General features: G+C 54.1%; 24 protein-coding genes. 18 read left to right on the plus strand and 6 right to left on the minus strand.

Translation table 11 applies throughout. The features are described from left to right. Window positions 1-36 precede the first annotated feature (36 nt). Window positions 37-999 (plus strand): DMT family transporter, encoded by a 963-nt coding sequence (locus AINA4_RS00180; protein WP_281786945.1) that lies wholly within the window; start codon window positions 37-39, stop codon window positions 997-999. On the opposite strand, the gene AINA4_RS00185 is transcribed toward AINA4_RS00180, so the two are convergent. The 4 genes from AINA4_RS00185 to AINA4_RS00200 form a co-directional block, all read right to left on the minus strand. Further along, complete coding sequence (locus AINA4_RS00185) at window positions 996-1664, minus strand: HAD hydrolase-like protein (protein ID WP_281786947.1); 669 nt, start codon at window positions 1662-1664, stop codon at window positions 996-998. The genes AINA4_RS00180 and AINA4_RS00185 overlap by 4 nt on opposite strands. Before the next feature lie 70 nt (window positions 1665-1734). Next, window positions 1735-2430, minus strand: a complete 696-nt coding sequence (nucS, locus tag AINA4_RS00190; RefSeq protein WP_096382840.1) for an endonuclease NucS — start codon at window positions 2428-2430, stop codon at window positions 1735-1737. Between the two features lie 4 nt (window positions 2431-2434). Next, the gene (locus AINA4_RS00195; RefSeq protein WP_281786949.1) at window positions 2435-3148 is read right to left on the minus strand and encodes an HAD hydrolase-like protein; all 714 of its coding nucleotides are present in this window, start codon (window positions 3146-3148) and stop codon (window positions 2435-2437) included. Continuing rightward, the gene (locus AINA4_RS00200; RefSeq protein WP_281786951.1) at window positions 3145-3948 is read right to left on the minus strand and encodes an SDR family NAD(P)-dependent oxidoreductase; all 804 of its coding nucleotides are present in this window, start codon (window positions 3946-3948) and stop codon (window positions 3145-3147) included. The genes AINA4_RS00195 and AINA4_RS00200 overlap by 4 nt, the downstream gene beginning before the upstream one ends. A 64-nt stretch (window positions 3949-4012) precedes the next feature. Between AINA4_RS00200 and AINA4_RS00205 the strand changes: the two genes are divergently transcribed. From AINA4_RS00205 to AINA4_RS00235, 7 genes are all read left to right on the plus strand, one after another. Then, the gene (locus AINA4_RS00205; RefSeq protein ID WP_281786953.1) at window positions 4013-6061 is read left to right on the plus strand and encodes a M13-type metalloendopeptidase; all 2049 of its coding nucleotides are present in this window, start codon (window positions 4013-4015) and stop codon (window positions 6059-6061) included. 21 nt (window positions 6062-6082) lie between these two features. Then, a complete protein-coding gene (locus tag AINA4_RS00210) occupies window positions 6083-7468 on the plus strand; it encodes a glycine--tRNA ligase (RefSeq protein ID WP_281786955.1) in 1386 nt (461 codons plus the stop codon). Window positions 7469-7482: 14 nt separating this feature from the next. Next, a complete protein-coding gene (locus tag AINA4_RS00215; RefSeq protein ID WP_281786956.1) occupies window positions 7483-8385 on the plus strand; it encodes a hypothetical protein in 903 nt (300 codons plus the stop codon). Window positions 8386-8434: 49 nt separating this feature from the next. After that, window positions 8435-8770 (plus strand): YtxH domain-containing protein, encoded by a 336-nt coding sequence (locus tag AINA4_RS00220; RefSeq protein ID WP_281786957.1) that lies wholly within the window; start codon window positions 8435-8437, stop codon window positions 8768-8770. A 2-nt stretch (window positions 8771-8772) separates the two neighbouring features. Next, window positions 8773-9195 (plus strand): phage holin family protein, encoded by a 423-nt coding sequence (locus AINA4_RS00225; RefSeq protein WP_281786959.1) that lies wholly within the window; start codon window positions 8773-8775, stop codon window positions 9193-9195. Then, window positions 9185-9499 carry a DUF3618 domain-containing protein gene (locus AINA4_RS00230; protein ID WP_281786960.1) on the plus strand — a complete coding sequence of 105 codons (315 nt, stop codon included), beginning with the start codon at window positions 9185-9187 and terminating at the stop codon, window positions 9497-9499. The genes AINA4_RS00225 and AINA4_RS00230 overlap by 11 nt, the downstream gene beginning before the upstream one ends. An 84-nt stretch (window positions 9500-9583) precedes the next feature. After that, window positions 9584-10372, plus strand: coding sequence for a uroporphyrinogen-III synthase (locus AINA4_RS00235; RefSeq protein ID WP_281786961.1), 789 nt, complete (start codon window positions 9584-9586; stop codon window positions 10370-10372). Here the strand turns inward: AINA4_RS00235 and AINA4_RS00240 are convergent. After that, window positions 10362-11267 (minus strand): rhodanese-related sulfurtransferase, encoded by a 906-nt coding sequence (locus tag AINA4_RS00240; protein ID WP_281786962.1) that lies wholly within the window; start codon window positions 11265-11267, stop codon window positions 10362-10364. The genes AINA4_RS00235 and AINA4_RS00240 overlap by 11 nt on opposite strands. 80 nt (window positions 11268-11347) lie before the next feature. On the opposite strand from AINA4_RS00240, the gene AINA4_RS00245 reads away from it, so the two are divergent. From AINA4_RS00245 to AINA4_RS00290, 10 genes are all read left to right on the plus strand, one after another. Continuing rightward, complete coding sequence (locus tag AINA4_RS00245; RefSeq protein ID WP_281786963.1) at window positions 11348-12340, plus strand: metal ABC transporter substrate-binding protein; 993 nt, start codon at window positions 11348-11350, stop codon at window positions 12338-12340. Then, a complete protein-coding gene (locus tag AINA4_RS00250) occupies window positions 12337-13113 on the plus strand; it encodes a metal ABC transporter ATP-binding protein (RefSeq protein ID WP_281786964.1) in 777 nt (258 codons plus the stop codon). The genes AINA4_RS00245 and AINA4_RS00250 overlap by 4 nt, the downstream gene beginning before the upstream one ends. A gap of 2 nt (window positions 13114-13115) precedes the next feature. Continuing rightward, the gene (locus AINA4_RS00255) at window positions 13116-13970 is read left to right on the plus strand and encodes a metal ABC transporter permease (RefSeq protein WP_281786965.1); all 855 of its coding nucleotides are present in this window, start codon (window positions 13116-13118) and stop codon (window positions 13968-13970) included. Beyond that, on the plus strand, window positions 13967-14776 hold the full coding sequence (locus AINA4_RS00260) for a metal ABC transporter permease (protein ID WP_281786966.1): 810 nt from the start codon (window positions 13967-13969) through the stop codon (window positions 14774-14776). Before AINA4_RS00255 ends, AINA4_RS00260 begins: the two co-directional genes overlap by 4 nt. Continuing rightward, a complete protein-coding gene (locus AINA4_RS00265) occupies window positions 14773-15153 on the plus strand; it encodes a transcriptional repressor (protein ID WP_281786967.1) in 381 nt (126 codons plus the stop codon). The genes AINA4_RS00260 and AINA4_RS00265 overlap by 4 nt, the downstream gene beginning before the upstream one ends. A gap of 218 nt (window positions 15154-15371) precedes the next feature. Next, window positions 15372-15608, plus strand: a complete 237-nt coding sequence (gene rpmB, locus AINA4_RS00270) for a 50S ribosomal protein L28 (RefSeq protein WP_096382802.1) — start codon at window positions 15372-15374, stop codon at window positions 15606-15608. Continuing rightward, complete coding sequence (gene rpmG / locus AINA4_RS00275; protein WP_114128369.1) at window positions 15608-15775, plus strand: 50S ribosomal protein L33; 168 nt, start codon at window positions 15608-15610, stop codon at window positions 15773-15775. The genes rpmB and rpmG overlap by 1 nt, the downstream gene beginning before the upstream one ends. Then, entirely contained in the window at window positions 15776-16081 is a 306-nt protein-coding gene (gene rpsN / locus AINA4_RS00280) for a 30S ribosomal protein S14 (protein WP_096382798.1), read from the plus strand. A gap of 248 nt (window positions 16082-16329) precedes the next feature. After that, complete coding sequence (locus tag AINA4_RS00285) at window positions 16330-16608, plus strand: HU family DNA-binding protein (RefSeq protein ID WP_096382795.1); 279 nt, start codon at window positions 16330-16332, stop codon at window positions 16606-16608. A 91-nt stretch (window positions 16609-16699) separates the two neighbouring features. Further along, window positions 16700-18673: a cytochrome c oxidase assembly protein gene (locus AINA4_RS00290; RefSeq protein WP_281786968.1), complete on the plus strand. Its 1974-nt coding sequence runs from the start codon at window positions 16700-16702 to the stop codon at window positions 18671-18673. On the opposite strand, the gene AINA4_RS00295 is transcribed toward AINA4_RS00290, so the two are convergent. Continuing rightward, complete coding sequence (locus tag AINA4_RS00295) at window positions 18670-19662, minus strand: hypothetical protein (protein ID WP_281786969.1); 993 nt, start codon at window positions 19660-19662, stop codon at window positions 18670-18672. The two genes, AINA4_RS00290 and AINA4_RS00295, sit on opposite strands and share 4 nt — an antisense overlap. Window positions 19663-19684 lie beyond the last annotated feature (22 nt).

A 19684-nucleotide genomic window follows, 5' to 3' on the forward strand; every position in this document is an offset into this window, starting at 1 on the left:
CTCCCGAATACGGGAGGGGCCGTTAGTCTGTTAACAATGACCGGTCACCAGCACTCTTCGGCACTGCCGACCTGGTTGGCGTTGGTCGTGGCATTCATTGCCGGGTGCTTCATGACAACCCAAGCTCGCCTCAACGGTGAACTTGCCGTTGATCTCGACAACGGTTTTGTTGCCGCCAGCATTTCCTTCGGGTCTGGGTTTGTGTTGCTGTGCATCATCATGCTGGCCTTTAAGCGTGGGCGGCAAGGCTACGGACGTATTGTTGCTGACATCAAGCAACGCACCATTCCATGGTGGTTCACCTTGGCTGGATGCGCAGGTGCTGGATATGTTCTTTCCCAGTCCATCGTGATTGGTTTCACCGGTGTTGCCCTCTTCACGGTGGCCTTTGTAGCGGGACTCACTATCGGCTCGTTGTTGTTGGATGTCTGGGGTATCGGCCCTGCCGGAAAACGACCCCTTACTCTCAACAGAGTCTTAGGTGCAATGCTCGGTCTAGTTGCTGTCGTAGTGGGAGTAATGGGTCAACCCATTCAGGCCGAAGGCTTGTTCTTGCTTGTTATGCCATTAATTTTTGGGGCAACCGTGGCCTGGCAACAGGCAGCGAACGGTCGGCTAACAGTCTCGGCGGGAACTCCTTGGAGCTCCACGTTTATTAACTTTGGTGTTGGAACAGGGGTGCTGCTCATCGCTACAGCCATTCGTGTCGTCCAAACAGGTTTCCCCACCAGCTTTCCCAGCGAATGGTGGCTATATGCCGGCGGACCTATCGGCATCGTCTTTATTGCAGCAAATGCTGTCGTTGTTCGATCAATCGGTGTGCTGCTGCTGAGCCTCGGAACTATTGCCGGCCAGCTGACTATGGCGATCGTCTTTGACTCTGTGAATTCTCACGGACACCCTTTGGGGCTATCCACTTTTGCCGGCACAGCACTGATATTTGTGGCCGTTCTCATTGCGACGCTTCCTCAGAAGCAGGTAGCAGAGCACGCCGCTTAACCCAGAAGCAGCTCTCGCAAGCGATCTGCTGAATAAACGGTCGCAATTGCTCCGACAGCTTCTGCAGGGGAGCCGTAACCCCACTCAACAATGATCGTGGGCACGTTGTGTGCAGCTGCACCTTCAACGTCATAGATACGGTCACCGATCAACACGGCTTGGGACGTGTCAGCGCCAGCTTTGGCCAACTCAGCGAGGGCGTGACCGACCACATGAGCTTTAGAAGTGCGGGCATCATCCTCAGAAGCACCAGCGATCACAGTGAAGTAAGGGCTGAGCTCAAAGTGATCCAAGATTGCTTGGGCTTGATTCTGTGGCTTGCTGGTTGCAATGCCCAAAGGAATGCCCGCATCACGCAGGGAGTCCAGCAAACCCACAATTCCAGGGAAGATAGCTGAATCGAATGCGCCATCACGGCGATAGTCGTTGCGATAAATCGCGAGCGCTTCCCGCGCCTTTTCTTCTGACAATCCAGCTCGTTCCTGCAAGGAGGACAGCAAAGGAGGACCGATGTACGCCATGAACTCCTCACGGCTTGGAACGGGAAGTCCCAGGTGTGCAAACGTGTCGGTGAGAGCATCGATGATGCCGGGAGCGGAGTCGAGGATGGTGCCGTCCAGATCGAAGAGGACAGCTGACCAAGTGCGGGAAACTACAGAATTCATAACTTGGCAAGCTTAGGGCGCAAACCTGCGAACGTGAACGAAGCTGGCAGGGTTTTCATCCAGAGTGCTTCTAGAACAAGCGGCCGTGCTTGTCTTCAACACCGCGCATCTCGTCATAATCCAAGATGAGGGTGCGAATGCCGCGGTCCTCAGCCAACGTTTTGGCCTGAGGCTTAATTTCCTGGGCAGCAAAGACACCCGTCACAGGTGCCAGGTGGGGGTCACGGTTCATGAGTTCCAGGTATCGAGTCAGTTGCTCAACCCCATCAATCTCGCCCCGGCGCTTAATTTCTACAGCTACGCTGTTTCCTTTCTCATCACGAGCAAGAATGTCCACGGGCCCAATCGCGGTCATGTACTCGCGGCGGACGAGGGTGTACCCCTCACCGAGGAGTTCAATTTGTGCCGCTAAGAGTTCCTGTAGTTCTGCCTCCACACCGTTTTTGATGAGCCCGGGATCTTCACCAAGTTCATGTTCAACATCGTTGTAAATCTCATAAATACTCACAACGAGCATGTCTGCTGTCTTGGCATGAGTGACGCGCCAAATTTCGGTCACTCCCACGTCAGCCTGATCTTTTTCAGGCTCGTGTGTGGTGAGTGAACAGGGTGGACTCATCCAGTTCAGCGGTTTGTAGGACCCGCCATCTGAGTGAATCAATAGAGAGCCATCTTGTTTGAGCATGAGTACTCGTGTTGCCAGAGGAAGGTGTGCACTCAGTCGACCGGCATAGTCAACAGAGCATTTGGCTACAACAAGACGCATAGTTTTAGGCTACTTCGTTGTTCTGCATGAGCAAGTTGAGCAGTTCCTCCGCGTTCGCGACGGTTGCCATAGCTCCAGCGAATTCTTTCTCGTGGGCATAGCCCCATCGCACCAGAACAGTGGGGATGCCGTTGAGCGCGGCACCATCGGTGTCATAGAAACGATCCCCAATCATGAGGGCGTTGGTATTTCCCAGCTGCTTAAGTGCCTCAGCAATAACAGCAGCTTTGTCTTGACGCTTCTCATTTCCGCCAACGATGGCCGAGAAATATTCAGCCATGCCATACGCCTCACACAGACGCTCTGCTTCATGCTGAGGTTTGCTGGTGGCGACAGCCATGGGGAATCCGGCCTCATGCAGCGTTTTGAGCGTGGACAAAATCCATGGAAAGAGATGCTGATCCTCCAGGCCATCTCGCTCTGCAAGTGAGCGGTAGTAGGCACGAGACTCATCCAGATGTTCCGGGGCAATAAATCGCTGCAGTGAAGTGCCGGTCGGGGGACCAATGAGGTATCTCAACTGGTCTGCCGGTGGAGGGGTCACGCCAAAATGCAGGAGCACCTCTGTCAGTCTGCGTACGATGGCCACAGCTGAATCCAGCAAGGTCCCATCCATATCCCACAGCAATGGCGTCCATGGTCCAGCGGTGGAAATCACGGGGCCTGGGGTGTAGTCAACCTCAACGGAGGTAGGTGGAACGGGATTAGCTGCGCTCACGCCTGAGGTATCCGTTCTTCACCAATAGTGTTTCCGCCGTCAACGGCAATGACCTGGCCGGTGATGTAACTGGCGCCCGGGGAAGCAAGCCATGCCACGGCAGAGGCAATCTCCGCGGGAGTGCCGCTGCGCAGTACAGGAACCACGCGCCCTTCGGCGGCTTCGGATTCCAATTGAGATCCAGTAGCAATCCACCCCGGTGCCACCGCATTCGCGGTGATACCGTGAGCAGCTTCATCCACCGCAAGAGCACGCGTGAAGCCAACCATTCCCGCTTTAGCTGCGGCATAAGCCACATCGCCACGTGTTGCCATCAACGAACCTGAAATGGAGCTGATGTTAATGATGCGTCCCCATTTGGCTGAGCGCATGAAGGGAACAACCGCCCTGGTGGCATGAAATGCCGTGGTGAGATTCATCGCCAACGTAGCTTCCCACTGACTTGTTGACATTTCGATGCCGCCCTGTGCAATAGTGTCATCCCCAACTGTCACCATCCCGGCATTATTGACCAGGATGGTAGCTTGAGCAGAGACATCAGCAAGAGCTTTTGACAGCGAAGCTGCCCCGTCTTCACTCTCGAGTGTGCAGACAATCCCGAGGGCATCAATACCTTGAGCTTCCAACTCAGCCACTCGCTCATGAATGCGTTCGGTGGTGCCCGTCACAATAACGCGGGCACCGAGTTCTCCCAGCGCAACTGCACATGCAAAACCAATACCGGTTGGGCTCCCCGCACCCGTGATTAATGCAGTGCTGTTTGCCAAGCTCAAAGATGAGGGCAGATGAGGAAAAGTCATAACTTCAGGCTACCTAACAGCGAACATGCAGATGGAGCGCTGTTCAAACTTCTAGGCTTGACCTATGAGCAAAAACAGCGACCTTTCGGGAATCGACATCATCGAATTAGATGAGAACGTTCGCCCACAAGACGATCTTTACCGTCACGTCAACGGCAAGTGGGAAGAGCGTACCCCTATCCCTGCAGACAAAGCACGCTATGGCTCATTTCACATCCTTGCCGAGGAAGCAGAAAAGGCTGTTCGCGACATCATCATCGAAGGACAGCAAGCCCCCGAAGGAACCCAGCAGCGCACCGTGGGTGATCTGTACACCAGTTTCATGGACACCGAACTGATCGAGTCCTTAGGTGTTGCCCCTATCGAATCTCAGCTTGCTGTTGCTTCGAACGTCGCTACGATTTCGCAGCTCTTAGACACGGTTGCCCGACTCGAACGTCAAGGCGTCGGCGGATTCCTGGAACTGTTCGTCGACAACGATCCCGGCAACCCAGAACGCTATCTGGTTTTCGCGGAACAAGGCGGAATCAATTTGCCAGATGAAAGCTATTTCCGCGATGAGAAGTTTGCTTCTGCACGCGAGGCATACCTCAACCACATTCAACGCATGTTTGAACTCACAGCAGAACACCTGCCCACAACTGCGGGACTCGATAACGCTGCCGTACGCGCACAACGCGTCTTTGATTTAGAGACTGCGCTCGCCGCTGCACACTGGGACAACGTTCGCACCCGTGATTCGGTAGCAACCTATAACCCCATGACCTGGACTGAGGTGAAAGACCTTGTCGCATCCGGTGCGCGCGAAGCGATCGATCTCGAGGCGATTGTGGGATCTGACCCGAATGAGCATGTTGCCGACCTGGACTTGTGGCTCACTGCTCTCGATGCGCCTGCCGGTGCATTGGACACTGTTGTTGTCCGCGAACCAAGCTTCCTGGAAGGACTCGGTGCCCTGCTGACGCAGGAGCACCTCGAAGCATGGCGTGACTGGCTCAGCTGGAACATCATTCACTCGGCAGCTCCATTCCTGCCAGCTGCCTTTGTCTCTGAAAACTTCGACTTCTACGGACGCACCCTCACTGGAACCCCGGAACAGCGCGAGCGCTGGAAGCGCGGAGTGTCCCTCGTTGAAGGATCCATGGGTGAAGCAGTCGGTCGGGTGTATGTGGAGCGACACTTCCCCGAGCGAGCTAAAGCAGAAATGGATGTGTTGGTTGCCAACCTTATTGAGGCCTATCGCCAGTCCATTACTGAACTGGATTGGATGAGCGAAGCAACCAGAAAGCGTGCTCTAGAAAAACTAGATAAGTTCACTCCGAAGGTTGGATACCCCGTCAAGTGGCGGGACTACTCCAGTCTCGTCGTGAGCCCCACCGATCTGGTAGGCAACATGCGACGAGTTGCCGAGTTTGAATTCCAACGTGAACTGGGCAAGATTGGCAAGCCCATTGACCGCGACGAGTGGTTCATGACTCCTCAAACCGTCAACGCCTATTACAACCCGGGCTTTAACGAGATTGTGTTCCCGGCAGCAATCTTGCAGCCACCTTTCTTCCACCCAGATTGGGATGACGCCGCCAACTATGGCTCCATCGGAGCCGTGATTGGCCACGAGATTGGTCACGGTTTTGATGACCAAGGCTCACGCTTTGATGGTGATGGTCTGCTGACTGACTGGTGGACGGATGAGGACCGTGCTGCCTTTGAAGAGCGCACCAAGAGCCTCATTGATCAATACAACGCACTTTCGCCCAAGCAAGTTCCCGGCCACTTCGTCAACGGTGAACTCACCATTGGTGAAAACATTGGTGACCTCGGTGGTCTGGCCATTGCGTGGAAGGCATACCTCATCTCGCTCAATGGTGAGGAGCCTCCGGTCATTGACGGTCTCACCGGTGCGCAGCGCTTCTTCCTCAGCTGGGCACAGTCCTGGCAGCAGAAGGGACGAGATGAAGAAGTCATTCGTCTTCTCGCCATCGACCCCCACTCACCAAACGAATTCCGTTGCAACCAAATTGTCCGCAACATCGATGCGTTCTATGACGCTTTTGATGTTCATCCAGCTGATGAGCTCTGGCTTGATGCCAATGAGCGCGTCAGTATCTGGTAGCCCTTAGTAAGATTGCTCCTTATGGCCCCCACCTCACGTCTTGACGCTGTTATTGCTCTCGCCCAACACCGTGGCTTTGTTTTCCAAGCAGGTGAAATTTATGGCGGCTCCCGCTCCGCATGGGACTACGGCCCCTTGGGCGTTGCCCTGAAAGAGAACATCAAGAAGCAGTGGTGGAACTACATGGTTCAGCGCCGCGACGATGTCGTTGGCTTGGACTCTTCGGTCATTCTTCCCCGTAAGGTATGGGAAGCCTCTGGTCACGTTGAAGTGTTCTCTGACCCACTCGTGGAGTGCACCAGCTGCCATAAGCGCCACCGTGAAGATCACCTCATTGAGGCATTCGAGGAGCGCAAAGGTCGCGCCCCTGAGGGTGGCCTCGCTGAAGTTCCCTGCCCGGACTGTGGAACCCGTGGTGCATGGACTGAACCAAAGCCGTTCTCTGGTTTGCTGAAGACGTACTTAGGTCCCGTCGCCGAAGAAGCAGGTATGCACTATCTGCGCCCCGAAACGGCACAGGGCATCTTTGTGAACTTCGCCAACGTGCTGCAAGCAGCACGTATGAAGCCTCCCTTTGGTATTGGCCAGATTGGTAAGAGCTTCCGCAACGAGATCACTCCTGGAAACTTCATCTTCCGCACCCGTGAGTTTGAACAGATGGAGATGGAATTCTTCGTCGAGCCTGGAACTGACGAAGAGTGGCATCAGTACTGGATTGATCACCGCTTAGCGTGGTATGTCGACTTAGGGATCAACCCCGACAACCTGCGTCTCTACGAACACGCCAAAGAGAAGCTTTCTCACTATTCAAAGCGCACTGTCGATATCGAGTACCGCTTCGGTTTCCAAAGCGGTGAGTTTGGTGAGCTGGAAGGTATTGCAAACCGCACTGATTTTGATCTCAAGACTCACACCGAACACTCTGGCAAAGATCTTTCCTACTTCGATCAGACCAAGAACGAGCGTTGGACCCCTTACGTTATTGAACCTGCGGCTGGTTTGACCAGGTCCTTGATGGCATTCCTTGTCGATGCCTACGTCGAGGAAGAAGTAGAAAACGCCAAGGGCGGAACTGACAAGCGCACCGTGCTCAAACTTGATCCTCGTCTTGCACCGATCAAGGCAGCTGTGCTTCCTCTGTCTCGTAATGAACAGCTTTCTCCCATGGCCAAGGAGCTTGCTTCTGAACTGCGCCAGTCCTGGAATGTTGACTTCGATGACTCAGGTGCCATCGGACGCCGTTACCGTCGTCAAGATGAAATCGGGACGCCGTTCTGCATCACTGTTGACTTTGAATCTCTTGAGGACAAGTCAGTGACCGTTCGTCACCGTGACACTATGGCGCAGGAGCGCATCCTCATCGAGGACCTGCACATGTATCTTGCTCTTGCCCTCAAGGGTGCATAGCTCACCCACGTCTTATGGCAGCAGCAAAGGCTTCCTCATCACGATGTGATGTGTTGACAATTGGTAGCGACCTCGCCGCTTTCGTCGCCGCACTCGATTGTGCCCGTATTGGGCTCAAGGTTGATTTGTGGATTCCGAAGGATGCGGATTTCTCTGGACCAGCAGAGTTCTCTCACCGGGCTGGAATTGTTGCTGCGGTTCTTGATGACCTCGGCGTTGACTACGAGATTGTGATTCCCGCCAAGGGCGAGGAAGAGATCTGTGGCATCCCCGCCAATCCGTTTTCCCCTGCCGTTCGCGCCGCTGTGGGATGGTCGGGCGCCTGGAGAATCTATCTTGACCGCATTAAGCCAGTGCTCACCATTGGCAATGAAACCAATCTCGGCACGCTTGTTTCGCAGCGCTTGGGCGAGGGTGCACTGACCAAACTAGTGAACCCTGTGACCACACAGCGTTATGGCTATCCAGCACAAGAACTTACAGTTGATGCAGTTGCGCCGGGTCTTGCTCAGGCGCTGACTCGCGGCGGCTCGCTGAGCAACGCAGTGGTGGAGCTCATGTTGGCTGATCACCGAATTGTTGAACGTGTGATTGTTCCAGGCGGTCAACAAGCAATTCTTGACGCTGTGATTGCCAAGATGGACTACTTCGCCGAAAAGGTGACGCGGGTCGCGGACCCAACCAAGAAACTGGCATCTGCCTGGAAGAAAGCGGGAGTTATTCTTGCGGACTTCGGTGACGTTTCCATTCCCGAAGAAATTGATCCCGAACGCATCGCTGAGGTAGGAATTTCCTCGAAACTCCCAGGTTTAGAGAGCGCTATCCCAGCTTCACAGCATGCCGCCTTGGGCATGAGAAGGGTGCTTTTGAGTGACCCTGAAAAACCTCCCATTGGGACTCTCAGCTTCGAGGGATAGGCTAGAGATGCAACATATGCGATTTTCGACATATTGAACGGAAGAAATCATGAAGGGCAAGCTCCTTTTCATTGCAGGTCTCGCAATTGGCTACGTCTTTGGCACCCGTGCGGGCCGTCGACGCTACGAGCAGATTAAGTCTGCCGCCCAGAACATCTGGGAGTCAGAGCCCGTTCAGTGGTCAGTCAAACAAGCGCAAGACGCTGTCGGCGATGTCGCTGAAGAGGCGCTCACCGTCGCAAAGCGCGTGATCCACCAGGTCACCGGTGAGAAGCCCGCCGCCAAGAAGGCACCAGCCAAGAAGCCCGCTGCGAAGAAAGCTCCAACCGAGCCCACAGCAAAAATGGCCGCACCAAAAACTGAACCTAAGCCTGCCGCGAAGTAACCATGTCTGCGTCTCAACCGTCAAATAAGGAATCGTCAGAGAAGTCCCTGTTTACGCTGCTGCGTGAATTGCCCGGCATTCTGATGGATCTGCTGCAGGCAGAGTTTGAACAGTTCAAGCGTGAGATGGCACGCAAGCTCAAGAACTTGGGCGTCGGAGCCGTTCTTATTCTTATTGCCGTGACGCTGCTCAGCTTCCTGGCTTTCACTCTGCTGCTAGCTGGCATTTTCGCGCTGGCGCTTGTTATGCCAGCTTGGGCAGCAGCACTGACCGTTGCCGGCATTCTTGTGGTGATCATCGCCATCTTGGTGGGGGTTGCTGCTATGCAATTCAAAAAGGGTAGCCCTCCTTTGCCGACCGAAACTTTTGACAGTGTCGTGAAAGACGCTCATGCCTTCAAGGGAGATGACAACAATGGCATCTAACCCTCAGTTGAAAAAGGTCTCAGAAGAAGAGTTTTATGCAGAGCCTTCATACGTTTCTACTCTGAGCAACACAGAACTCCAGGAGCACCTCAGCGCAACACGGAACAAGCTTTCTGAAACACTCGACGGACTTGAAGATAAAGCCAACGTCCCGAAGCAGCTCGGTAAGGCGAAAGATCGTCTCCAGGCACGCTTCATGGTGATGCGAGAAGAACAACCTCTTGTGTTGCTGGGCATTGGCGTGGGAGCCGTGGCTCTTGCTGGCGCCATCATCGCGGGCGTAATTCGTTCAGCACGGAAGTAGCGCCCGAACACCTAGGTCATTAATGGCCGGTCAGCGGTTTCTTCAGTTTGTTGTCTGGAGCAACAGAGGAGCACAATAGAGGCGATGTCATTTACCTCACCTATTGAGACGCGCCCTCTGTATGGGCATCGCGTCCTTGTACCTCGCGGTGGACCCTGGGGCGACTCTGTCGCATCAGCTCTCCGCGCTAAAGGTGCATCAGCGGTAATTGCACCCATGGTGAACTTTGCTCCAACCGATGATGCCCCTGCGCTTGATGCTGCACTGAAGTCGTTAGCTGCAGGTGAATTCGACTGGGTCACATTAACGAGTGCAACAACAGTCGATGTTCTCTCGGCACACCAGGCGGTCATTCCTGCCAGCACCAAGGTGGCATGTGTTGGTGAAACAACGGCTACCGCTTTGGCGGCTGCTGGCTACAAAGCGGACCTTGCACCCAGCGAAGAGAACACCGCTCACGGCTTGCTCGAAGAGTGGACTGCTGCAACCGGTGGCGTCATTCCTCTTCGTGTTCTCACTCTGCGCTCACAGATTGCGCTTCCTGTTTTGACCGAAGGATTGATTCGTATCGGCCACGATGTTCACTCCGTGGTGGCATACCGTTCTGTCGGTGTTGATGTGTCCGAGGGTGTCATCAATGATGTTCGCCAGGGAAAGTTCAGTGCCATTCTTGTGACGTCGGGTTCTGTTGCAGAACAGATCTCGCTTCAGATAGGCGAAATTCCCGAGAAGACCTTCACGGCAGCAACTGGTCCTCGCACTGCAAAGGATGCGCGTTCATTTGGTTTGCGGATTGATGCCATCGCAGATGAAATCAATATTGAATCAATGGTCGACCTTCTCGTCGACCACGCTTTGAAGACTAAGCCCTAATGTTGGCGTGCTCGTCACAGTAGACGGGCTTGGCTGCACATTCCTCGCAAACAACCATTTGTTCGCGGCAGGATTTGTCGACACAGTTGACCATGTGGTTGGACTTGGTTCCACAGCTCGTGCAGGTGCCTAAGAGTTTGACGTCAGGAGCGAAGTCCATGGTGATGCGCTTGTCGAAGACATAAAGCGAGCCTTCCCAGAGTCCCTGGTTTCCGCGGGCTTCGCCATAGCGAACGATGCCACCATCGATTTGGTAGACCTCCTTGAAGCCGCGGGCCTTCATGATGGGGGTGAGGATCTCGCAACGAATTCCACCTGTGCAGTAGGTGACGATGGGCTTGTCTTTGATGTGGTCGTATTTGCCACTTTCAAGTTCACGCACGAAGTCTTGTGTGGTCATCACGTCAGGAACGATCGCGTTCTTGAAACGACCAATCTCTGCTTCCCAGGCATTGCGTCCGTCGAAGAAGAGGACTTCGTCACCACGCTCTGCCACGAGGGCATCAAGCTCGTGGGGTTTGAGCTTTTTCCCGCCGCCAACGATTCCGCGGTTGTTCACTTCGATTTCGTCGGGCACTCCAAAAGCAACAATCTCAGGACGTGCCTTCACGCTGAGTTTGGGGAAATCGAGGCTCAGGCCGTTTTCGTCAAGCCCTGTGCCATCACTCCACTTGGCATCCATCTTTTTGAAGCCGGGGTATTCCTTTGTTTTGCGCAAGTACATCTTGACGTTGTCGAGGTCACCGCCAACGGTTCCGTTGATGCCGTGCTTCGAGATAAGGATGCGTCCACGCAGGTTCAAGCTTTCACACAGGTCACGCTGCCAGAGACGAATTGCATCAGGGTCAGCAATGGGGGTGAATGCGTAGTAGAGAAGAACTTTGGGAACTGCCATGTGTATAAGGGTACGCGCCCTCGGCGAACATCGCACTATTCATATTGACAATCATTCTCAATAAGGATTAGCTTGGTAACGTGAAAAAAGTAGCCGCTCTCATTGCCCTTGCACTAGGTGCACTCAGTCTGAGTGCCTGCAGTGCACCCGCCGAGAACCCTGAAGGACTGAGCATTGTTGCAACAACAACGCAAGTCACTGAATTCACCAGCACCATAGTTGGCTCCGAAGGAACTGTCACCGGACTGATTCAGCCCAATCAGAGTGCTCACTCTTTTGACCCTTCGGCCAAACAACTGTTGCTGCTATCTCAAGCTGATGCCGTAGTCATGAACGGTGCTGATCTTGAACCGTGGCTCCAAGATGCACTAGATGCCGCTAACTTCCAAGGCGAGATCATCGACGCCTCAACCGGAATCGAACTGCTAGCTGCAGGCGAATCTGAAGAAGATCACGCTGCGCATGCCGAAGATGAACACAATCACGGTGAGGGAGATCCGCATGTGTGGACGTCCCCTGCCAATGCTGAAGTAATGGTCTCGAACATCGCAACAGGACTTACAGCCCTGCCTGAGGTAACTGACCAGATGCAGGCAACCTTTGAGGCAAATGCCACTGCGTATAACCAACAACTGACCATCTTGGATGAGTGGATTGTGGCGAACTTTGCACAAGTTCCCGAGGCACAGCGACTGCTGGTTACCAACCACGACGCATTTACCTACTTTGTTGATGCATACGGCATCACTTTCCTGGGTTCCATCATCCCGAGCTTCGACGACAATGCTGAACCAAGCGCTGCAGAACTTGATGCGCTTATTGCTCTCATTAAGGAGTCCGGTGCAACAGCAGTCTTCTCGGAAAGCTCTATCTCCCCCAAGCTCGCAGAAACCATTGGCACAGAAGCAGGGGTGAAGGTGTATTCAGGTGAAGATGCACTCTATTCAGATTCACTCGGTGTTGCCGGTTCGGAAGGGGAAACCTACATCAAAGCAACAATTCATAATGTGACCAAGCTGATGGAAGCATGGGGATACCCCGTGCTTCCAGTTCCCGCTGAGCTAGCCTCATGAGTCCACGAACGCGGCCGATTCCTATCGTCACCAATGATGCACTCACCATTACTGGAGGTGCCTTCAGCTATGGCACAACCCCGGCGCTGACAGATGTCACAATCACGGTAAAACCCGGTGAAGCCATGGCCCTGATTGGGCCCAATGGTTCTGGTAAGTCAACCCTGCTCAAAGGAGTGTTGGGACTCATTCCACTTGTGGAAGGGTCAATGGGCTTGGGAAAGATCGAAGGCATCGGTTACCTGCCACAGACAGAACATATCGACCCCGAGTTCCCAGTCACCCTCAAGCAGGTCGTCATGATGGGGCGTTATCGCAAGCTGGGATTGTTTCGCTTTCCCTCAAGTTCAGACAGAGCAGCAGTTCGGAAAGCCATCGCCAGTGTGGGGTTGACCAATGTGGCCAACAAGCGTTTTGGGTCGCTTTCTGGAGGACAGCAGCAACGAGGATTCCTCGCTCGTGCCCTAGCGTCAGAGCCAGGGCTTTTGCTTTTGGACGAACCTTTCAACGGTTTAGATCAGCCCAACCGTGATGCATTGATGCAGACTCTGCGTCAACTCAAGTCAGCGGGTGTAGCCATCATCGTGACCACTCACGATTTGGATCTCGCTCGCGAAGTTTGCGACACCGTACTCTTTGTCAACGGTCGTCAAGTTGCTTTCGGGCCCAAAGAAGAAGTTCTTACCCTGGCCAACCTGCAAGAAGTCTTCGCCGACTTCCAGGTTGAAATTGATGAGCACACTGTGGTCGTCCCCGGACACGAAGGTCACTAAAAGTGAACCTGCTCGACTCCTTCACAACCGCATTTACCCTGCCCTTTATGGGCAGGGCTTTGTTGGTGCTGATGGTGTTGAGTATTGCCGCAGGTGTCATCGGTGTTTTTATCAACCTGCGTGGATTGGAATTCCTCAGTGACGGACTGACACATGCTGTATTTCCTGGCCTTGCCGCTGGCTTTGTCTTTGCCGGTCAGGGCGGAGTCATTATCGGTGCACTTGTCGCGGCAGCAGCCGCAACGATTGTGCTCACTCTCATGAGTAACAATCGCGTGACCTCAGATGCCACCACGGCCATCGTGCTCACCGCGATGTTTAGTATCGGTGTGATTATCGTGTCCGCATCCCCAGGCCGTGCTGGTGGGCTGGAACAGCTGCTCTTTGGCCACCTGCTTACCGTGACGAATACTGAAGCCCTCACCACTATTGCTGTCGCAGCTGTTGCCTTGGTGCTTGTCTTACTGACTTTTCGCAGGCAGGTATTTCGCGCGTTTGATCCAGAAGGCAGCGTTGCTGCCGGCTATCGCCGGGTCAGCACCGAGTTGGTCTTGAATGTTGCCATTGCCTTAGTGATTGTTGCGGCGTCCAATGCAGTGGGGAACCTTCTCGTCCTTGCTGTGTTGATTGTGCCCGGGGCACTGTCACGGTTGGTCTCGAGCAAATTAGGTGGCATCTTCGCTGTCGCCATCGGTTCAGCTTTGCTTGCCTCCTGGCTAGGACTTTCCATCGGATTCAATATTTCTGTTGTTGGTGGCGTAGATGTTCCCGCCGGAGCAACCGTCGCGTTGAGCTTTGTTGCGCTCTATGCCATCGCATTGATAGCTCGAGTGCTGCGAAGGGGTGTCAACGCATGAGTTACTTCGAGCGTGCCCTTGTCGTGATTGTGCTCATTGGTGCACTTGCAGGACTTGCAGGAGTCTTGGTTGTGTTGCGCAAGCGTGTGCTTTTTGCCCAAGCTCTCACTCACGCAACATTCCCCGGCGCCGTCATCGCCACCATTCTGGGCGCAAGCCTGCAGGTCGGTGCACTGATTGCCTGTATCAGTTTGGCTGTGATCTTGACATTCCTCAGTCGCATCCGCGGGCAAGGAACTCAGGCAGCATCAGGAGTGATGCTCACTGCAGGTTTTGCTGCGGGAGTTCTGCTGCAAGCGCTAAACCCCAGCATCCCCATTCAAATCGATTCCTTCCTTTTCGGATCAATTCTTTCGGCCACGTGGCTCGACGGAATTGTTGCGGCAGCAGCACTCTTCGCGGTGATTGTGGCATTGCTGATTTGGGGGAAGCAGATACTCTTCTACCTCTTCGACGCTGAAAGCTATGCAGCAACAGGAGCGAAGCCGTGGCTCATGGACGCAGCCTTGCTCCTCATCACCACAGTTGCCATCGTTGCCGCTATTCCTGCCGCTGGCGCAATCTTGGCAATCGCGCTCATCGCCGCTCCGGCAGCTGCCGCCCGGTATTTCACCGACAAAATTGTGGTGATGTTGTGGCTCTCGCCCACGCTCGGAGTGTTTGCCGGAGTCAGCGGCCTTCTTCTTTCTCGGTGGGTTGGAGTCAGTGCCGGCGCAAGCATTGCCCTGGTTTCTGCCACAATCTTCTTCATCGCATGGGGAACATTCACTATGCGCCGCCCTGCAGTTTTGGGAGCAACAGCATGAAACGTAACACCTGGCAACGCGAAGCCGTCAGGACAGCACTGACTGAGCGCGGAGATTTCATCAGCGCACAGAAACTCCATTCAGAACTCAAAGCAGAAGGCTCACCGATTGGTTTGGCTACGGTCTACCGTGCACTAACAGATCTCGTTTCGAGCAATGAGGCAGATGCCCTCCAGTCACCCGATGGAGAAAACCTCTATCGCGCATGTTCGAGTGATGGACATCACCATCACCTAATTTGCCGACAGTGTGGTCACACCGAAGAAATCGAAGCTGAAGCCGTGGAGTCGTGGGCTGCGGAAGTAGCTGCAGACCATGGATTTACTCAGCCACGACACGTTGTGGATGTTTTTGGGCTTTGCCAGAAGTGTTCTTAACGCACCTGCCGGGGTCAACTTTGGCTCAGTGTGGCGGAAGTTGAGCTCAGTGAGTTTGCTTTAACACAGAGCCTCAACGTAGACTTGACCCTTGGCTGCGCGGAATTCCTCGCGTATGCAGTGCACGTTCTCTCTCCCTTCGTGAGTCGGGGGTGTTCGTGTGCAGACAAGGAATCTTGGGCAAGACAATCTCGTCTTGCGGTATTAGGAGGATAGACATGGCTGCGACCTGTCAGGTGACCGGAGCCGTACCCGGCTTTGGGCACAACATTTCACACTCGCACCGACGCACCAAGCGTCGTTTCGATCCCAACATTCAGAAGAAGACGTACTACGTACCTTCTCTTCGTCGTAATGTAACGCTGACTCTGTCGGCTAAGGGAATCAAGGTTATTGACGCACGTGGCATTGAGTCCGTGGTCAAGGACCTTCTCGCTCGTGGGGAGAAGATCTAATGGCTAAGCAACAGGACGTACGTCCCATCATCAAGCTGCGCTCTACCGCGGGAACTGGTTACACCTACGTAACCCGCAAGAACCGCCGCAACACCCCCGACCGTCTTGTACTCAAGAAGTACGACCCCGTAGTGCGTCAGCACGTTGAATTCCGTGAGGAGCGCTAAATGGCTAAGAAAAGCAAGATTGCTCGTAACGAGCAGCGCAAGGTAGTAGTAGAGCGTTACGCTGCAAAGCGTCTCGAACTCAAGAAGGCTCTGGTTGACCCCAACGGTACCCCTGAGTCTCGCGAAGCAGCTCGTCTCGGACTGCAGAAGCTTCCTCGTAACGCTTCTCCCATCCGTGTTCGCAGCCGTGACGCCATCGATGGCCGTCCCCGTGGTGTTCTCACCAAGTTCGGTATCTCTCGTGTGCGTTTCCGCGAAATGGCTCACCGTGGCGAACTGCCCGGTATCACCAAGTCAAGCTGGTAATCCACGCGCATTAACTCTGCTGGCCTCGAACTTCACAAAGTTCGAGGCCAGCACTGATTTAAGCCCATTTCAAACCTTCAACCATCACTTCAAGTGTTCTCGTGCCACGCCGGAGCGAATTCCGCGTAAACACGCGGAAGTGCTGATACTTTTTCGAATGGTCAGACAGACCAAACGAGACGGCCCTTGTGGCTCAACCGTTCCAAACAAAGCGCTACTTCGGTAGCTCAAAGTCCAGGAGGACACAAATGGCTCTCAACAAGTCTGAGGTTGTCGCAGCAGTTGCCGCTCACACCAACCTTTCACAGGCAAACGTCAACGGCGTTATCGACGCTCTCTTCGCAGTTGTTTCTGCTGAAGTTGCTAAGGGTGGAAAGGTAACCATCCCTGGCTTCATCTCCTTCGAGCGCACCAACCGTGCAGCTCGCACCGGTCGTAACCCTCAGACCGGCGCAACCATCCAGATCGCAGCTTCCAAGTCTGTCAAGGTCTCGGCTGGTAGCAAGCTCAAGGCTGCTGTCAAGTAGTCACGAGTTTTACTCGCTTAGGTGGGTGTGGGCCTTCGGGTCCACACCCACTATGCATTTAACCTTCAGCAATAATCTCTAGGCTTGACTTGTGTCTAGATTGTTCAAGATTGCTGCACCAGCACTCGCGCTGCTGGTTGCCTTCATTGCACTCTTGATCGCACTTTCTGTTGGCGGAGGTTCGCGCACACAAGCCCTGGGGGACCCCGGTGATGTTGTTCGAATCGGGCTGCCGATTGCCAAGCTTGCCGTCAACCTGTCTGCGGCAACACTCATTGGTTCACTAGCCCTCGCGCTGTGGGCTTTCGCCTCGCGGGAACGGGCCTACTTTCGCAGCATTGATATCGCCGCTGCTGCAGCGTTAGTTTTGACGCTGGCCTCAGCTGCGACAGCATTCCTAACGTTCCTCAACGTTAGCGCGATGCCCTTCTCACTCGATGACAAGTTCGGTAATCAACTCGGGTTCTTCCTCACCGAAATTGCCTTAGGCCAAGCCTGGTTGATCACGACTATCGTGGCGGCGTTCGTTGCGGTGTTGTGTATCGCGGTGACAAACCAGACCGCACTGTTCTTTGTCGGACTGGCAGCGGTGGGAACCTTGGTTCCCATGGCACTGCAAGGTCACGCAGCTGGTGTCTCAGGCCATGCGATGGCGATTACGTCAATAGGTCTCCACCTCGTCTTTGTTTCTGTCTGGCTCGGTGGTGTGGTCACGCTTGTGTTGCTGCGCGGAATCATTGAGCCCGAGCGACTTCAGGTCATCGTTGCCCGCTTCTCCACGCTGGCCATCATTGCCTTTATCGTGGTAGCTGTTTCTGGTGTGGCCAACGCAATGCTGCGCGTGGGAACACTCGACAACCTTTTTGGAACCGCATATGGACAGCTCGTCCTTGCCAAAGTTGCCGCCATGACTGCCTTGGGAGTTTTTGGTTTCTGGCAGCGCGGTTTCTTGGTCAAGCGCATGACCGGGGCCGCTGTTCAAAAAATGTTCTGGTGGTTTATTGCCATCGAACTAGTTGTCATGGGTATAGCCTCTGGAATAGCAGCCGGGTTGGCACGAACTCCCACACCAGTTGATCAGGTTTTGAACCCCAATCCCACACCAGCCGAGATTCTGACGGGTGAACCTCTTCCTCCGGAGTTCACCTTTGTGCGCCTCTTCACCGAATGGCGCCTAGATCTGATATGGATGCTGGTGTGTGGATTCGGCATCTTCTTCTATCTGGTTGGGGTCTACCGCCTGCACAAACGAGGCGACAAGTGGCCTTGGTATCGCGCAGTGTTATGGGTTTCAGGTCTTTTCCTGCTGTTCTACATCACTAGTGGTGGCATCAACGCCTACGAGATGTATCTCTTCTCAGCTCACATGGGTGCACACATGGCATTGGGAATGATGGTTCCCATCTTGCTGGTTCCAGGTGCTCCGGTCACACTGGCTATGCGTGCCATTGACAAACGTCAGGACGATTCCCGAGGCGGCCGTGAGTGGATTCTCAAAGCAGTGCACTCCGGTTATGCCAATGTAATCTCCCACCCGATATTTGCCACCGTGAACTTTGTTGGTTCGTTGTGGCTGTTCTACTACACCCCCATCTTCCGTTGGGCAACTAGTGACCACATCGGCCACGAGTGGATGATTGTTCACTTCTTGCTAGCTGGATATTTGTTCGTGCAGTCCCTGATCGGTATTGATCCGGTCAAAACGCGATTCCCCTATCCCTTCCGACTGATTCAGCTTCTTGCTGCCATGACGGTGCATGCCTTCTTTGGGCTGGGCGTCATGTCGAGCGAGAACTTGCTCTTAGCCGATTGGTATGGAGCTATGGGCCGAACTTGGGGCTCAACACCGCTCGAAGACCAGCAAGCCGGTGGCGCGATTGCGTGGAGCGTCGGTGAAATTCCAAACATGATCCTTTCGCTCATTATCGGCTACCAATGGTTCCGTTCAGATGCCAGAGAAGCTAAGCGGAAAGACCGTCAAGCAGAGCGCACCGACGATGCAGAACTCAAGGCATATAACGAGATGCTCGCCCGCCAAGCACAACGGGATGCGCAGCAGAGCTAGGTCAACACGATGGCAAGATTGCCATCGCTTCGAATAGTGATGCTGATGTTAATGACCGCATCCACAGTTTGATCAAGCGGGGTTACTGATCCGTCAAAGAGGGACTGCACTTCACCAGTGATGCGCATCTTTCCCACAGCATTCGTGACCTGCCATGTTGTCTCACCGGGTTGGACATCAATGACGGGGTATTCCACAACCTCCCAGGTCGGTTCCCCAACGATGCGGTTACCTGTTTGGTATCCAAAAGGACACCCGGTGGGTTGCAGCACTTGCTGTTTCACGCACTCGTCCAGGTAGTCGTTGACTTCTTTCTGTACGCGCTTATTGAATGCTTTATTTGCCTGTACGTCGACAACAACTTCAGCTGTCTCTCCTGGGCTGGCCACATCAAGCACAACCTTTTTCGCCGTCAGCCAGGTTGAGGTGTGATCAAAGACATAGTTCCCTGGAGCAAACAGGACAAAGGTTCCTGTTCCACCCCACACCGTTGCGTCCTTGCCGGTAGGCGTTGAACGCAGATCGATCTGTCCCGAATCTCCCACACTAAAGGCAGCATCATGCCAAACAGTGACTTTGGCTCTGGCAAGGGGTGGTTCAGCAAACGCCCACGACTCAAACACACCGAACGTGTTTCCTAATCGGGTGAGCACAAAAGTCCCCGACGTTTTCTTTCCCCCGAGGGTGTAGCTCGCGGTGACCGTGGTCTTCTCGTCATTTCCTTGAACATCGGTAATAGAGATATCACTGAGTTGTCCCAAAGCAGAGCCTCGTAACAGCGTCTTATCCACTTCTTCAGGCAGAGCATCTGCAACACCGGGCATAGAAAGCGCCGAGGCAGCATCATGTCGAGCAAGAGCGGACAGGTATTGGTTCACGAAACCCGAAGCGCTAAAGAGCGCGTTGTTGATTCCCACACCAATGAAGAAAGTCAGGATGAGCAAGAGGGCAGTGGCGCCACCTAAAATCACGCCTTGGCGTTTGCTCAATTTCACTTCTTCATCCTACAAA

It is taken from the genome of Aurantimicrobium sp. INA4, from assembly GCF_027924525.1.
Taxonomy (GTDB): domain Bacteria; phylum Actinomycetota; class Actinomycetes; order Actinomycetales; family Microbacteriaceae; genus Aurantimicrobium.

Excerpts from the sequence above, each read along its gene's own strand:
- AINA4_RS00215 (WP_281786956.1), top strand. The coding sequence starts at position 7,483 with ATGGCAGCAGCAAAGGCTTCCTCATCACGATGTGATGTGTTGACAATT.
- AINA4_RS00200 (WP_281786951.1), bottom strand. The coding sequence starts at position 3,948 with ATGACTTTTCCTCATCTGCCCTCATCTTTGAGCTTGGCAAACAGCACT.
- AINA4_RS00260 (WP_281786966.1), top strand. The coding sequence starts at position 13,967 with ATGAGTTACTTCGAGCGTGCCCTTGTCGTGATTGTGCTCATTGGTGCA.
- AINA4_RS00220 (WP_281786957.1), top strand. The coding sequence starts at position 8,435 with ATGAAGGGCAAGCTCCTTTTCATTGCAGGTCTCGCAATTGGCTACGTC.
- AINA4_RS00230 (WP_281786960.1), top strand. The coding sequence starts at position 9,185 with ATGGCATCTAACCCTCAGTTGAAAAAGGTCTCAGAAGAAGAGTTTTAT.
- AINA4_RS00205 (WP_281786953.1), top strand. The coding sequence starts at position 4,013 with ATGAGCAAAAACAGCGACCTTTCGGGAATCGACATCATCGAATTAGAT.
- AINA4_RS00185 (WP_281786947.1), bottom strand. The coding sequence starts at position 1,664 with ATGAATTCTGTAGTTTCCCGCACTTGGTCAGCTGTCCTCTTCGATCTG.
- AINA4_RS00235 (WP_281786961.1), top strand. The coding sequence starts at position 9,584 with ATGTCATTTACCTCACCTATTGAGACGCGCCCTCTGTATGGGCATCGC.
- rpsN (WP_096382798.1), top strand. The coding sequence starts at position 15,776 with ATGGCTAAGAAAAGCAAGATTGCTCGTAACGAGCAGCGCAAGGTAGTA.
- AINA4_RS00180 (WP_281786945.1), top strand. The coding sequence starts at position 37 with ATGACCGGTCACCAGCACTCTTCGGCACTGCCGACCTGGTTGGCGTTG.
- rpmB (WP_096382802.1), top strand. The coding sequence starts at position 15,372 with ATGGCTGCGACCTGTCAGGTGACCGGAGCCGTACCCGGCTTTGGGCAC.
- AINA4_RS00250 (WP_281786964.1), top strand. The coding sequence starts at position 12,337 with ATGAGTCCACGAACGCGGCCGATTCCTATCGTCACCAATGATGCACTC.
- AINA4_RS00210 (WP_281786955.1), top strand. The coding sequence starts at position 6,083 with ATGGCCCCCACCTCACGTCTTGACGCTGTTATTGCTCTCGCCCAACAC.
- nucS (WP_096382840.1), bottom strand. The coding sequence starts at position 2,430 with ATGCGTCTTGTTGTAGCCAAATGCTCTGTTGACTATGCCGGTCGACTG.
- AINA4_RS00265 (WP_281786967.1), top strand. The coding sequence starts at position 14,773 with ATGAAACGTAACACCTGGCAACGCGAAGCCGTCAGGACAGCACTGACT.
- AINA4_RS00240 (WP_281786962.1), bottom strand. The coding sequence starts at position 11,267 with ATGGCAGTTCCCAAAGTTCTTCTCTACTACGCATTCACCCCCATTGCT.
- AINA4_RS00285 (WP_096382795.1), top strand. The coding sequence starts at position 16,330 with ATGGCTCTCAACAAGTCTGAGGTTGTCGCAGCAGTTGCCGCTCACACC.
- AINA4_RS00225 (WP_281786959.1), top strand. The coding sequence starts at position 8,773 with ATGTCTGCGTCTCAACCGTCAAATAAGGAATCGTCAGAGAAGTCCCTG.
- rpmG (WP_114128369.1), top strand. The coding sequence starts at position 15,608 with ATGGCTAAGCAACAGGACGTACGTCCCATCATCAAGCTGCGCTCTACC.